This window comes from Leptolyngbya sp. CCY15150, from assembly GCF_016888135.1.
GTDB lineage: Bacteria > Cyanobacteriota > Cyanobacteriia > RECH01 > RECH01 > RECH01.
This window is the reverse complement of sequence record NZ_JACSWB010000173.1, coordinates 60,457-74,844: the sequence shown is the minus strand read 5'-3', so window position 1 is coordinate 74,844 and position 14,388 is coordinate 60,457. Positions and strand designations below refer to the sequence as shown.

Sequence of the window (14,388 nt, the reverse complement as noted above, 5' to 3'; positions counted from 1 at the left end):
TCCCCAAAGGAGGAACCATGATCGATTCGCCTGCGTTTTTCTCCCGAACCAGGAGGACAACCGAATCTATTTAAAACAACGGCGATCTGGCTCCCTTTTTTAGGAGAGAAGGGTAGGACTAGGGGCTTTCAACCATCAGCTTCTGTGGTTTGTTAGTCAAGCATGGCAGAGATATATGCTCAGCGCATCATCCTTAGGAATACATCAGGTGATCAGCAAGATAGACTTTTTGAGCATGCAAGCATCCCAAACGTCAAGGTCATTATAGCTACCGTACTCAAGGATGCCGAACAACTGCCGGGTAAATCCACTTAGCCTCATACAATCTTTGCAATGTGTGAAGTTATGTTAAGAGTTGCCCCAGGTAGCCCCAAACGGTAGCACCTTCTTGCATTTTGAGCTACCTGAAGGCTATACGCGACGGCTAGAAAAGCGGCTGCAGCAAGCTCAGTCCAACCCTTGATGACTTGAGCCTTTGGGGCTGGATCTATCATCGTTGTCTTAGCGTTGTTGTCCTAGAGAGGGTATCAATTGTTACAGATGGTAACCTTGGTGACCTTGCCCTCAAGGGCGATCGCTCCCACCGTAGACTCTGGCATTTCAAACAGCAGCGTAGACCAAGGTTGGGGCAAGCCAGTCACCGGCGTGAGAGACCCAAAGGGAGCGATCGCATTCTCCCAGAGATTTACCGTTGCTAGGCCGGCTAACCCTTGCCCCGTCGCCTTTAAGTAGGCTTCGGTGACAGTCCATAGGCGGAAAAAGTAGGCTGGGGCGTCATCTGGAGCAAGTTGGCGAAATTTAGCGGCAATCTTGGGTGAAAATTGAGTTTTAATGATGCTGTGCAGTTGAGAAACGTGGCGCTGTGGTTCTAGATCAACCCCAATGCGGTTGGGCATCATCACCCCATAGAGACTCATGGGGCCAGCGTGGGAGAGATTGAACTGTAGGCCCATGGGATGGTAGGAGAGCGGCAAGCTAGGTTTGCCGGTGGGGCTGTAGTGGAATGGAATGTGATCGGGTGGACAGGACAGGTAGTGGGACAACAGCAGCCGCAGAATAGCGCGACTGGTGCGGTAGCGATCGCGATCGGCGGGAAACTTGAAGCGATCGCCCCGCTGCTGTTCTTCAACACTGAGGAGGGTCTGAACCATCTCGGCGGGGAGGGTCAGCCGACGGCGATCGATCCACCAAACTAGGGCATGGTTGGGCTGCAGCCCCGGCAGCATCTCCGGCGACAGGTTCAACAGCGAGGCAACGTCATAGATCATGGGCGGTCATGGGCAGTCATGGGCAAAATCAGATGGGCAAGCAACAGTTTTCGCAGGCATCTTGGCTTAGCATGAGACTTGGCTGATCACACGACAGCTACTCTATTGCACCTCAGCAGGATGAAGCATGGGTTCTGCACCTTTAACTCCCCCCCCGCAGCAGCCGGTGATTTTGGGCTTTGATCCGGGGCGACAAAAATGTGGCGTCGCGGTCATGGCGCTAGATCGTCGGCTGCTGTTTCAACAAGTCGTGAGTGCGGAACAGGCGATCGCCACCATCGACACCCTACAACAGCAGTTTCCCATTTCTTTGATGGTGATGGGCAATCAAACCTCCGCCAAGCAATGGAAACAGAAGGTGGTGGACGAACTGCCTACGTCTTTGCGCGTGGTGATGGTGGATGAGCGCTACAGCACTCTCCAGGCCCGCGATCGCTACTGGGATATGTATCCACCCAAGGGTATCCGTCGATTATTGCCCCAAAAGCTGCGATCGATTCCACGCCCCATTGATGATATCGTCGCTATTTTACTCATCGAGCGCTATTTCGATCATCTCACCGATCCACCCTCGTAACGCGTTGACACCCTCACCGTTTTCACCTACATCCATCTAGACTGGGAGACGAGCAGGGGGGGATGCCCTAGTACCGCAAGACAGAAAAACGAAGACAGAAAAACGAAAAGAATCTCCAGGACTCACAAGGATTCCTGTCTTAGCACCTAGGCGGGTTACGTCTGCCTCAGGGTACGAGTCAGAGCAGTGGTAAAATCGAGGGGCGCAACGGCATTCGTGAATGGATGCCCCAACATCGTTGCTCTACTGTTCCAGACCGATCATGATCCAGGTATAAACCAGGCTGAACTCAAACGTCCGAACAATACCTGCGATAGATCGGTGCGTTAACCTTCGTTGAGGATATGCCTAGTCAGCTAGACTAGCTCTCTCCTAGCCATGATTTACTCTCTTATCCACGCTACTTGGCAACAAGCCCAATCATGGTTTTCCCAAGCTCAGGATTCTGACTCAGACCATGGACTTGTAGAAATTCCTGATATTCTGCAAGCACAACTCATGGAGGCCATTAACGACTTGTCGAGTCCAGAGGCCTATCGAGCTGAGGTTCAGGACGCGATCGCTACCGCTATTGAAGATTGGCAACACAACCTAGATGCACCCAATAGTCTAGTCTTCTTATCTAATCCTGTGGAAGCGATCGCCAAGATCCTGAGCGACAGTATTCGCAACTGGCACCATGCCCCTGGAATCGTGATCGTCCCGCTCGATGACCAAGCCCGCCCTAGGGATCCTCTAAGCCTCACGCAGCAGATTCAGCAAGCTCTGAGCGCTTATCCTCAGATAGAATCTACCGATGTTTCCGCCATGCATGAGGCGATCGAAGATGAAGATCTAGAAAAACGTACAACGATTTGTCTTCTGCCTTGCCTAGAGCAATATTTCCTGCGCTGCATTGGTGGCTGGGATGGCATTGAATATTTGCGGGAGATTATGGCTCACAATCGCAACTGTTTCTGGGTGGTTGGCTGCAATCAGTGGGCGTGGGATTTCCTTGATATGGTTTGCCAAATTAGCGCCTATTTCAACAACGTGCAATCCCTGCCAAAGCTCGATGGCCCCATGCTTCAAGATTGGCTGAATCCGATCGTCAAAACGGTTGTGGATGCCAATAATCTAGATACCGATTCCGATAATCTTCGTCAGTCCTACTGGAAATCGTTGTCCAATCAATCATCTGGAGTTGGTCAAATTGCTGTTCATCTTTGGTTGCAAAGCCTCCGCATTCAAGAAGAAGACAACTCAACCGAAAAACTTTCCGACTATGACTTCAGCACCACAACGTCATCAGAATCCAGCCTGGTTTTGCATGAAGTTAGCCCTTCATTACCCAGTTTGCCGACCTTAACCAATATCGATCGCTACTTACTCCATTCCTTACTTATTCATGGCCCCATGAGCCGTCCCCACCTAGCTCTTAGCTTAGGTGAGCCTGAAAGCCAGCTTCAGTCTCGCATTCAGCTTCTATTACGGGAAGGTGTTTTGTCATCCAATAACGGACATCTTGCAGTACAGGCGAGTCACTATAGTAAGCTCAAAACTGAACTAGGCAACAACAACTTCTTTGTAAGTGGGAATGAATGATGATCATGCTGATATTGGATCACCATACCTGGGTTAGTATCATGGATTGGACAGAGTTGACTATCTCTTTCGCACAGATTGAGTCGCCAGATCTGCCCCAGAAATTGCTTGAAGATATTACTGTACAAAAAATTGTTCGGGCGATTATTGCCGTGTTGATTGCCTACGGAAGTACGGCCCTGATCCAGATGTTCACGAACTGGATGTCAGAAAAGGTTCCTCGGCGCTTTCGTTTATTGATTAAACAATCACTTCCATTCTGGAAGGGCTTGATTTTAATCATGGTCGTTTCCTACATTATTAAACTGTTTTTTAACTTGTCTGAGTCTAATCTGCTGGCGCTCACCGGAACCATTGCCGTTGCCCTAGGATTTGCATTCAAAGACTATGTTAGTTCTATTATTGCTGGAGCTGTTGCATTATTTGAAGCTCCCTATCGAGTAGGCGATCGCATTCAAATTGAAGATCATTACGGTGAAGTGGTCGGCTATGGGCTGAGAGGTATTCAACTGCAAACGCCTGATGACAATACCGTCACCATTCCCCACAACAAAACCTGGACAGAAGCGATCGCTAATGCCAACAGTGGAAATTTGGAAGCGCAGGTCGCCACTAATTTTTACTTTGACCATAGCGTTGATGCAGAGCAAGTTATTCGTATCTTATATCAAGCCGCCTACAGCAGTCGGTATACCCAACTCAAGCTTCCCATCGTGGTGGTGATGAAGGAAGAAGTATGGGGAACTCAGTTTAAGCTGCGATCCTATCCCATGGATGCCCGCGATGAATTTGTCTATCAAACCGACATTATTCGCCGAGCTAAGCAGGCTTTTGCTCGACATGATCTTCCTTATCCAAAGCTGTCAAGAGCTTTCCTTGGTGGACAGGATCCTATTTTCGAATGAGTGATTCATGTCAAAGCTACTGCCTACGGTTAATAGAAGTTCTATAGCTCTCAATCTAAGATTCTCTCCTGAAAGATCATGGGCTAAGACGGGCTGATGTCCAGTTTTTTCCTAAAAAATTGGAGAAAGCGGGTTAGAGTGAGGGACATATTCCATAGCTTTCTAATCGGATTTGAGATCAATCTATGACAGACCAACAACTAGCCATACCTGGTGCTGTTTCATGGCTTCACTATATTGTTCCTTACTACCAAGGTGTACATCGCAGTGCCCTGCCTTCCGACGATATTGTCCAGATATTTCTGTCCCTCAGCCCAGATAGGATGGCTATTAACGGCCAATCTCGGTTCAACCAAGGCAAGTATCAGATCATAGTCAGAAGCGATCGCATCACGATTCGAGGCCCCTATGGAGAGGATGCCTATGGAGATAGTCGTTTTCCCCTCGTAACACAGGTTTATCTTCAGCCTAGTCAGATATTGGATAAAACCGATATGCATATTACGAGTCGTCCTACTTTAAGGGCACTTATGCCGGTTGGACTGATGGGCTTACTTTTAACAGGTGGACTTTTTGGGGTAATGTCTCAAAACATGTCACAGAACTTCGCACCAACAGCCTGGCTACTCCTGTTATTTCCCTACGCCATAATCGTATTGTTTTTTAATATTGAGATACGAATATTGCTTCATGTCTTGAAACGATACCTACGTTCTTGACTGTTGCTGGAGTGGCTGGCTCATCTATCCAATCGTTGACTTCCTTAGTTTATCGGGCGCTGCTAAATCATGATATGATTTGCGCTAGCGAACCGTGAATGAGATGCTCATCTCAAGTCTGGTCGAATGGCCGTGGAACATCCTGCCTGCAATTCCCGCTTCGCCTCCCCCTTGCTAAGGGAGCTACCAACACCTAGGGCTACCACAGCCTTGAATGAATAGCGCGCATCTAACCGGACTTAGTATCACCCTCGTAATTCATTTACCTCAAGGTCGTGTGAGCGAGATGTTCACATGCTAATTTCATATCTTTATTCGGCAACGCCGTTTATCGATCAATCGACTATCGGTCATAATTCTCGGAGATATCCTTGTTATGGGTTCTACAATGCCTCGGTGGGTACGTCGCTGGGTTCTTGGGCGCTGGTCTGTGGCTAGGCTGGGGCGATCGCTCCTGATTATCTACGCTGTTGTCACCCTCTATGTTTTCTTCACCGCCGACAGCAAAATTTTTCTACCCCCTGCCTCCAGCTATGCCCAACTTCCTGACCTGGTTACCGTCCCGGTTGATAACCATCAACTAGCCGTCCTCCATTTGCCCAACCCCAACGCCGACTATACCCTACTCTATAGCCACGGCAATGCAGAAGATCTGGGTCTGATTGCCCCCGTCCTCGACGTTCTATACTCCGCTGGCGTTTCGGTGGTCAGCTACGACTATAGCGGCTACGGGTTGAGCACCGGCAAATCATCCGAACAGCAGTCCTACCGCGATATTACCGCCGTCTATCGCTATATGGTGGATGATTTGGAGATTCCTAGCGATCGCATTCTTATCCATGGGCGATCGGTGGGTGGTGGCCCGTCATTGTACTTAGCTACGCAGGAATCCAGCGCCGGGATGATCCTAGAGAGTACCTTCACCTCTGCTTTTCGGGTGCTGTTGCCCATTCCTATTTTTCCCTTCGACAAATTTCCTAACCGCGATCGCCTCCGCCAGCTCAACCTTCCCGTCCTAATTATCCACGGCGAAGCTGACGACACGATTTCTATCGACCATGGGCGATCGCTCTACGAGGCTGCTTCAGACCCGAAGCGATCGCTCTGGGTGCCCAACGCCAATCACAACGACCTCGTCTGGGTTGCCGGGGACGACTACGTCGAAGCGGTGCGATCGTTTGTAGTTAGCCTGTCCTCCTGATCCAGGGATCCTCGACTCTAAGCGAAGATCTGCGACTTCTCAAAGAAGTCGCAGATCTGGGCTCCTCTGGACACTCAAAATTCGATGCCGATTTGGGCTGGGATTCCCTGACTAATGGGATGCTTGATCCGCGTCATTTCCGTCACCAGATCCGCTGCATCCATTAACGCTTGGGGTGCATAGCGACCCGTACTCGCCACATGGCACAGATGAGGGCGCGATTGGATCACCGATAGCACCGGATCCACCTCAAGCTGCTGTTTCTTCAGGGCAATGTGCAATTCATCCAGCACCACCAAGGAAATAGTTTCATCCATAATATAATCCGTCGCTTGCTGCCAAGCCGCCGTCGCCATCTGTCGATCGCCCTCAGGATCCTGGGTTTCCCACGTAAAGCCACCGCCCAGGGTATGGATCTTTACCGGGAAGCCGCGATCGCTCAACTTTTGCAACATCTGGCGATCGCCATCTGGGTAGGCTTCCGAATTTTTCACAAACTGCACCACCGCTACCGGTAGATCATGGGCCAGATGGCGATAGACCAGGTTCATCGCGCTGCTGGTCTTGCCTTTCCCTAAGCCGGTGAACAGCAGATATAGACCTCGTTCATTGCCCTGCCGTGCTTCCCGAGCTTGGTCTTTGGCTTGTTTAATTTTTCGTAGACGTTCTTTTTCCCGCTGGCTGGGGTCTTGCAAGGATGAGTCAGTCATGGCATTCCAGAGAAGAGGACGTTGCTTATTCTAACGCGGCTTACAGGGCCAAGTAGCGGCGGATGGGATCGAGGTCGAGATGCTCGTCCAGCAAGTCGGCCATGCGATCGTAGAGCTGGCGCTGGTGGTCATGCCAAGACAGGGGCGAAGGCCCATAGCCGCGAATGCTGGACTGCTGAATGAGAGACTGCCGCAGGGCCGCAGATTCAAACAAACCATGGAGATAGGTGCCCCACACCTTACCTTGGCGCATGCCCTCGGGGAGGATCTGACCTGCAGACTGAAGGGTCAACAACGACTCCACGGGAGCGATCGCCTGGGTTTGACCCATGTGAATTTCGTAGGCAGACCAGCGATCGCCCTGCCAGATGGCTTCTACCTGCTGCAGCGATTTCGTTTCCGCAAAGGTGGTCACCGCTGGCAACAGACCTAGCCCCGCCACTGTCCCCGCATCCCCAGCCACGCCCGACGGATCGCTCAGCGACTGGCAGAGCATTTGGTACCCGCCACAGATACCTACAATTGGCACCCCCTGCTGCGCCGCCGCACCGATGGCTGCCGCCAGCCCTGTTTCTCGCAACCATTGCAAATCTCGCAGCGTATTCTTACTCCCAGGTAAAATAATTACCTGAGCCGTTTGCAGCGCTTCCACCGTCGTGATCCAGCGTACCTGCACGCCAGTATCCAACTGCCACGGTTGACTATCCTGGGAGTTGGACGTTGAGGGAAAGCGAATCCAGCCCAGCACTGCACCGCTGCCCTTTTCCTCCGCTTCCTGGCAAAGGCTATCTTCACTTTCTGGCTGAAGGTCTGTTTGATAGGGTAAGGTTCCTAGGTAGGGTAAGTTAGGGAGATGCTGCTTAAAGTAGTCTCCTGCCGTGCCAAACAAACTCAGATCGCCCCGAAATTTATTCACAATCATGCCGAGTCCCTGCTTTTGGCGATCGCTCGGCATTAACCCATAGGTTCCCACCATCTGCGCAAAAATGCCGCCCCGTTCAATATCGCCCACCAACAGCCACCGCCCCTCTAGATAAGCAATAGGACGTAGATTTACCAAATCTCGGTGCATGAGATTGAGCTCCACCGGACTGCCCGCGCCTTCTAGGAGCAAGACATCACAGCGCGATCGCCATCCTTCCAACGTCTGACATACCGTTTCCCAAAGGGTCTCAATATGCTGATAATAGTCAGCAGCGCGGATATGGGTTTTGGGCTGTCCCAACAGCACCAATTGAGACACGCTATTGCCGCAGGGCTTCAGCAAGATCGGATTCATCTCCGCCACCGGCCGCAGTCCACAGGCGATCGCCTGCACCGCTTGGGCCCGACCGATTTCGCCTCCCTCCAGGGTGACATAGGAGTTGTTCGACATATTCTGGGCCTTAAAGGGAGCTACCCGCACCCCCTGCCGCCACAGCCAAGCCCCCAAGGCCGTAGTCACCCAGCTCTTGCCCGCATTTGACGAGGTTCCAAGAATGGCAATAGATTTCATAACGTTCAGACCACAGACAGGATAAACATGGGCACACCAGACCTCAACGCGATCGCCCTGCTTGGCGGTGCGGCGCTGCTTGATTATCTCATAGGCGATCCCTGGACTTGGCCCCATCCTGTCCAGGCCATGGGCTGGGTGATTTCTGCCTACAGTCGCGGCGCACTCGCTAGGCTCAAGGCACCCTGGGCCCTGCGCCTAGCTGGCGTGGTGCTGACTCTACTGGTCATCCTAGGCAGTGGGGCGATCGCCTTCGGTCTGGTCTGGCTGGGCGATCACCTCCATCCAATCGTGGGCCTGATCCTCGCCATCCTCCTCCTGGCTTCCTGCCTGGCTGGCCGCAGCCTCCGAGACGCGGCCCTTGATGTCCTCACGCCACTTCAGCAGGGAGACCTAGCGGAATCGCGATCGCGCCTCAGCCGCTACGTGGGCCGCGACACCGACCAACTCTCCGAAGCTGGCATTCTACGGGCAGTCCTGGAAACCGTCACCGAAAATGCTGTAGACGGCGTCATGGCCCCCCTGTTCTATGCCATCCTCGGGGCAATGATCCACCCCATGGCGGCCGTGGCCCTGGCCATGGGCTACAAAGCCGCCAGCACCCTAGATTCTATGGTGGGCTACCGACGCGCTCCCTACACAGATCTTGGCTGGTGTAGCGCTCGCCTGGAAGATATCCTTACCTGGCTGCCTTGTCGTTTGACGGTTCTTACCCTAGCGCTCTGGTCTCGCCGTCCGCGTCAGGTGTTGCAGGTATGTTGCCGGGATGCGATCGCGGATCCAAGCCCCAATTCTGGCTGGAGTGAATGTATCTATGCGGCGGTGCTGGGGGTGCAGGTGGGGGGTGATAATATCTATCGCGGCGTTGTCACATCGAAGCCGCTGCTCGGAGATCCGGTGCGATCGATTACACCTACTGTAGTTCGGGAAGCGATCGCCCTGACGCGACTCTGCCTATTCCTGTGGCTCGGCGGTGGTGCTCTAACCCTACTCTTCCTCCCGTAAATCCCGCTTGCTATACATTGGGTATACTAGAGCCAAGGGGTTCTTGACTACTCCCCGCTCTAAAGTACAGGAGGATTCCCCAGAGGAAGTTTCAGCACTTCTGATCGGATCGGCTTGATGGAAAATCCCATAATCTTGGACGCCTAAGCGAAGTCAAGATGCCCTAATACTCTAAGTTTCTGCTTCATATGAACAATCTAGTCGATCAATACCTTAAAGAACTTCGCCTACGACTACTCGACCTAAGTGGTCGCAATCGTCTTTTAAATTTCAAATTCTCGGAACGCTCTCGCACCCAGGTTAGGTTGGTTGATAAATTACCTGATCAGGTTTTTGAGATGCTAGAGCAAGGTTATACACTTACAGTCGCTGCACTACCCACGCCTCCAAATCATCCAACCGATGAAGATGAAGATGCTTTTCGCCTCCTGCTTGAAGCAATGCGTGATGCCGACGAAGAATATATGGCTGCGGTTGCATCTCTTGATGAAGTTGACCACGACTCAGAAGAATCTCAGCGGATTGAACGGGAGCTAAGAGATAAGGTTCGAGAAGAGTTAAGGATGCCTGCTCGAACAGATGTAAAATCTCTGAGCGAGTCAGCCTATGCTAAGCACCTTGGGATTAATCCTAGCTATGATCTGCCAACATTACAATCTGGGGATGGTGGCAAACCTGCTCATCGAGATAAGAGTCTGCAAACCTTGCTCTATCCTGATGAACTGGAGCGAAAATTAGCAGGTTTACGGGAAGGGGCGCGGAAGTCAATTCAAGAAACTGGACTTAATACCCTTTATCTAGCGTTTGGAATGCTGGAATGGTATGAGTCTGAGCAATCTGACAAGCGCTTGTTGGCACCGCTATTAATTTATCCTGTTACACTAGAGCGACAGCTCCGCAACGGGCAGTATAACTACACTGTCAAATCTTTCGGCGAAGGGCCAGAGGAAAATTTCAGTCTCAGGGAACGCTTGCGACAAAATTATGGAATCACTCTACCAGCTTTTACTGCTGATGATCAGCAAGTAAGCAATAATCCTGAAGCGTACTTCAAACAAATTTCGCAAATTATTCGTAATCACGGTAGGTGGACGGTGAGGCGTTTCTTGACTTTGAGCTTATTCTCATTCAAAGGAATTGCTCTTTTTCAAGATTTGAACCCGGAGAATTGGCCTAGTGAATCATCTCTGCTCGACCATCCATTGATATCGACTATTTTCTGTGGACAGGAAGAAGTAAGCCAAAATGCGATCGCTGATGATTATGAAGTAGACGAGCCGAAGATAGCTCGCAAAGTTCCCTTGCTCATCACAGATGCTGATGCATCTCAATTCTCAGCTATTGTTGATGTACTTGATGACAAGAATTTAGTGATTAAAGGTCCTCCAGGCACAGGTAAAAGTCAAACTATCACAAATTTGATTGCTGCTGCCCTAGCAAAGGGCAAGAAAGTGCTGTTTCTTGCTGAGAAGAAGGCTGCTCTTGAGGTTGTATATAACCGTTTGGCAGGTGCTGGGCTAGAAAATTACTGCCTGGAAGTACACTCAACCGCTACCTCTCGGCAGTCTTTTTATGAACGATTGAAGCAGCGAGTTGAGCAAGAGTCACCTCCGGATATCTCGCAAGAACTGGAAGATCAAGTCAGGGAGTGCAGCCAGTTGAGACAACTGCTATCTCGCTATGTAGAGCTTCTTAACCAGCCTTGTGGGAAAACGGGAAAAACTATTCAGGAGTTACTTTGGTCTCACCAACGTGCGATGGAGCTAATCGCTAACGTTCCATCAGTGCCATCTGGACTAGAAAGTTTTCGGGATGATAAAGCAGCAGTAATGACCACTGCGGATCTTCAGCGCAAATGTCAACATCTCAGAGAATTTCAGCAACAACAGCAAGAACTGCTTCAAAAGCACAGCCAGATTAGAAAACATCCTTGGTTTGGATTAACCGCCCATAATTTGTCTCCTATTGATCAGGGTGACTTGCGTGCGAATGCAGAAATGTGGTCAAATGCCTTGAAACAGCTTCACAGCACATGGCATCAAGTTGTCAGGATATTAGGACTTGAACAGAAGGCAACGCTAACAGAAATTCAAAAAGTTCAGCAACGGCTAGGAAACTGTCCCAGGATACATCCTTTGATTGAAGGAGCATTACTACCCGTTCTAAAAACAAACAAAAAGAACAGTTCTGTTATATTACTGACACATCAAGTAAAAGATCTTATAAGAAATAAGCAAGTCCTAATGCAGTTTTTCCAGGAAGGACTAGATTCGTCTGAACTAAGTCGATTCAAATTTTTACTTGGAGAGCCGCAAAACAGTGAGGAAGATATTGAGCATATACATAATGCAGTTCAAGCTTTACGTACACAAGTTCCTGAACTCTGTAATTCTTCCCATGCTTCTCTACTCATAAAGGCAAAAGAAACTAGCGATAGTCTAAAAGCATCCCGAACTGAGTTGAGCCGAAGCTACAATCTATATGCTTGTAAAGGCTCAGGTCAAATGTCTCACTATGCTAAGCAGCTTCGTCAGTCCAACTTATTATCCTCTTTATTTAACTCTAAATATCGAGAAGCTAAAGATCTGTGGAAGAAAATTCAGAAGCAATCATCTCATTGCTCAGATTCTGAAATTGCTGGCATCTTCGAAAAAATCGCACGGTTTCAAGAGCAATTAGATCGCTTTAAGTGCGATGCCAAACTGAAGCGAGTTTGCGGCAAGTTCTTCAAGGGATTAGAAACTGACTTCCAGGGATTGCTCACAATAAACTCCTTTGCCTCCGAGCTAATTCAACGGATTGAAGAACTTGAGGCTACACAACAAAAGATTAATTTATCTGAAGCAATTTATACGTTAGGGCGTTTTTATCAGGAGGATCTAACAGACATTGATCGATTAGAAGCAACGACTAACTTTGCTAAATCAGTTATTCAATCCCAGCTACCTAAATCCATTCAAGACAAAATATTTACTGCAGATGCCGCTCTTGTAGTGAAAGAAATTCATGATGCTTCACATAGCTTATCTGAGTTTCTCGAAAACGAAGCACGTTATCGACAAGCATTTTTTCAGCTAGGTCAACCCGATGTTCAAGTGATGTTTGGAAGCCAGAATATAACTGATATTAGGATCGAGAAAATTGCTGAGCGTGTTGATCGGGCAGTGGCAGCCAGTAGTGACTTGCCTACATGGATTAACTACCATCGAGTCTATCAGCAGGTTGCTGATGATGGCATACAGTCTCTCGTTGAAGCATTTGAACGTGAAAATTTAGCCCTAGACAATCTAGAAGATGTCTATCAGGCTGTCTTCTATCGATCGCTCCTAAGATTTGCCTATCAAAAGCATCCTGAGCTTAGTCGATTGTCTGGGATTGATCAGGCTCAGGCTCGCAAGCAATTTCAACAATCAGACAAGAAATTGTTGAGGTTATACCAAAAACAGTTGGTGGCGCAGCTAGCACAAGTTACTATTGAACCTGGAAATAGTCGTGGGCGAAAATCTGAGCTGACAAATCTAGCATTAATTCAGAATGAAATTAACAAGCAGAAACGTCATATACCCCAGCGTGAACTATTTCAGCGGGCTAGTGTTGCACTTCAGCAGTTGAAGCCATGCTGGATGATGTCGCCAGCTAGCGTTGCTCAGTTCATTCCTCCTGGTGCTGTTACATTTGATCTAGTTATTATTGATGAAGCGTCCCAGATGCGCCCAGAAGAGGCTATTGGCTCCATTGCAAGAGCCAAACAGTTGGTAGTCGTTGGTGATCCAAAACAGTTGCCACCTACTGACTTCTTTAGGTCTAACTTTGAACAGACCGTTGATGAAGATATTGAACAGGAAGTAGACGTTCTAGATAATGAGTCGATTCTGGATATGTCACTCAAGGTTTTTTATCCTATTCGTCAATTGAAGTGGCATTACCGCTCACGACACCAAAGCTTAATTGATTTCTCCAATTGTCATTTTTATGATGGAAAGCTCACAATTTTTCCCTCGCCCAATAAAAAATTTGCCGTTGAGTATCAATATATCAAAACAGGAGCATACCGTTCTGGGGCTAATGTTCCTGAGGCAATGCGTGTTGCAGAGGCAACAGCAGACTTTATGAGGCAATATCCTAACCTTTCGCTAGGAGTTGTTACCCTTAACCAAAAACAGCAGGAATTGTTGCTAGATGAGATGGATCGGCTTTTTGCTCTTTATCCAGAACTTGAGCAATATCGGACAGCGAGAGAGAGCACACTAGAGCCATTTTTCGTTAAAAACCTAGAAAATGTCCAGGGAGATGAGCGTGATGTCATTTTCATTTCAACAGTGTATGGCCCTGAACGTCCAGGTATGCCTGTTATGCAGCGGTTCGGCCCCATCAATCTCCAAAATGGTCATCGTCGCTTAAATGTTCTATTTACCCGTGCTAAAGAACGAGTAGTCGTCTTCTCCTCAATGCAAGCTAGTGACATTCGTCCAAGTGCAACATCCAAGGATGGCGTGCATATACTCAAAGCATATTTAGATTATGCTCAAACACAACGTTTAATAAGAAAACAACCAATTGTTACAAACAGAGAGCCAGATAGTGACTTTGAGGTTTTTGTTGCTGAACGGCTGCGTCAGCATGGATATGAGGTAGTACCCCAAATAGGAGTTTCCGGTTACTTCATTGACTTAGCAGTGGTCGATCCTAGACAACCAGGCACCTATCTACTTGGAGTTGAATGCGACGGAGCTACCTACCATTCATCAAAAGCAGCACGCGATCGCGATCGCCTTCGTCAGCAAGTTCTAGAGCAGTTGGGGTGGAAGATCTACCGGATTTGGTCTACAGATTGGTTTACAGATTCCAAAGTTGAGACCGAGAAACTAATTGCTCACATACAAACACTAATAACCTAATAAATCTGTAAGTCTTGGGGTTACTC

The 14,388-nt window shown here is 49.1% G+C and carries 10 protein-coding genes; 7 read left to right on the top strand and 3 right to left on the bottom strand.

The window, feature by feature from the left end:
* Positions 1 to 527 precede the first annotated feature (527 nt).
* Positions 528 to 1,268: a 4'-phosphopantetheinyl transferase superfamily protein gene (locus JUJ53_RS11905; RefSeq protein ID WP_204152239.1), complete on the bottom strand. Its 741-nt coding sequence runs from the start codon at positions 1,266 to 1,268 to the stop codon at positions 528 to 530.
* 127 nt (positions 1,269 to 1,395) lie between these two features.
* On the opposite strand from JUJ53_RS11905, the gene JUJ53_RS11900 reads away from it, so the two are divergent.
* The 5 genes from JUJ53_RS11900 to JUJ53_RS11880 all read left to right on the top strand — a co-directional run bounded on the left by JUJ53_RS11900 (position 1,396) and on the right by JUJ53_RS11880 (position 6,254).
* A complete protein-coding gene (locus tag JUJ53_RS11900) occupies positions 1,396 to 1,845 on the top strand; it encodes a pre-16S rRNA-processing nuclease YqgF (RefSeq protein ID WP_204152238.1) in 450 nt (149 codons plus the stop codon).
* A 378-nt stretch (positions 1,846 to 2,223) separates the two neighbouring features.
* Complete coding sequence (locus JUJ53_RS11895; RefSeq protein WP_204152237.1) at positions 2,224 to 3,429, top strand: MarR family transcriptional regulator; 1,206 nt, start codon at positions 2,224 to 2,226, stop codon at positions 3,427 to 3,429.
* A gap of 56 nt (positions 3,430 to 3,485) precedes the next feature.
* A complete protein-coding gene (locus JUJ53_RS11890) occupies positions 3,486 to 4,334 on the top strand; it encodes a mechanosensitive ion channel family protein (RefSeq protein ID WP_239125000.1) in 849 nt (282 codons plus the stop codon).
* Between the two features lie 185 nt (positions 4,335 to 4,519).
* On the top strand, positions 4,520 to 5,053 hold the full coding sequence (locus JUJ53_RS11885) for a hypothetical protein (RefSeq protein ID WP_204152236.1): 534 nt from the start codon (positions 4,520 to 4,522) through the stop codon (positions 5,051 to 5,053).
* A gap of 388 nt (positions 5,054 to 5,441) precedes the next feature.
* A complete protein-coding gene (locus JUJ53_RS11880) occupies positions 5,442 to 6,254 on the top strand; it encodes an alpha/beta hydrolase (RefSeq protein ID WP_204152235.1) in 813 nt (270 codons plus the stop codon).
* 74 nt (positions 6,255 to 6,328) lie between these two features.
* Here the strand turns inward: JUJ53_RS11880 and JUJ53_RS11875 are convergent, their stop codons facing one another.
* Both JUJ53_RS11875 and JUJ53_RS11870 read right to left on the bottom strand, forming a co-directional pair.
* On the bottom strand, positions 6,329 to 6,964 hold the full coding sequence (locus JUJ53_RS11875; RefSeq protein ID WP_204152234.1) for a cob(I)yrinic acid a,c-diamide adenosyltransferase: 636 nt from the start codon (positions 6,962 to 6,964) through the stop codon (positions 6,329 to 6,331).
* A gap of 40 nt (positions 6,965 to 7,004) precedes the next feature.
* Positions 7,005 to 8,459 carry a cobyric acid synthase gene (locus JUJ53_RS11870; protein WP_204152233.1) on the bottom strand — a complete coding sequence of 485 codons (1,455 nt, stop codon included), beginning with the start codon at positions 8,457 to 8,459 and terminating at the stop codon, positions 7,005 to 7,007.
* Positions 8,460 to 8,486: 27 nt separating this feature from the next.
* Here JUJ53_RS11870 and cbiB point away from each other — a divergent pair, with 27 nt between their 5' ends.
* Together cbiB and JUJ53_RS11860 are read left to right on the top strand one after the other, a co-directional pair.
* Positions 8,487 to 9,464 carry an adenosylcobinamide-phosphate synthase CbiB gene (gene cbiB / locus JUJ53_RS11865; protein WP_204152232.1) on the top strand — a complete coding sequence of 326 codons (978 nt, stop codon included), beginning with the start codon at positions 8,487 to 8,489 and terminating at the stop codon, positions 9,462 to 9,464.
* 188 nt (positions 9,465 to 9,652) lie between these two features.
* Entirely contained in the window at positions 9,653 to 14,362 is a 4,710-nt protein-coding gene (locus JUJ53_RS11860; RefSeq protein ID WP_204152231.1) for a DUF4011 domain-containing protein, read from the top strand.
* Positions 14,363 to 14,388 lie beyond the last annotated feature (26 nt).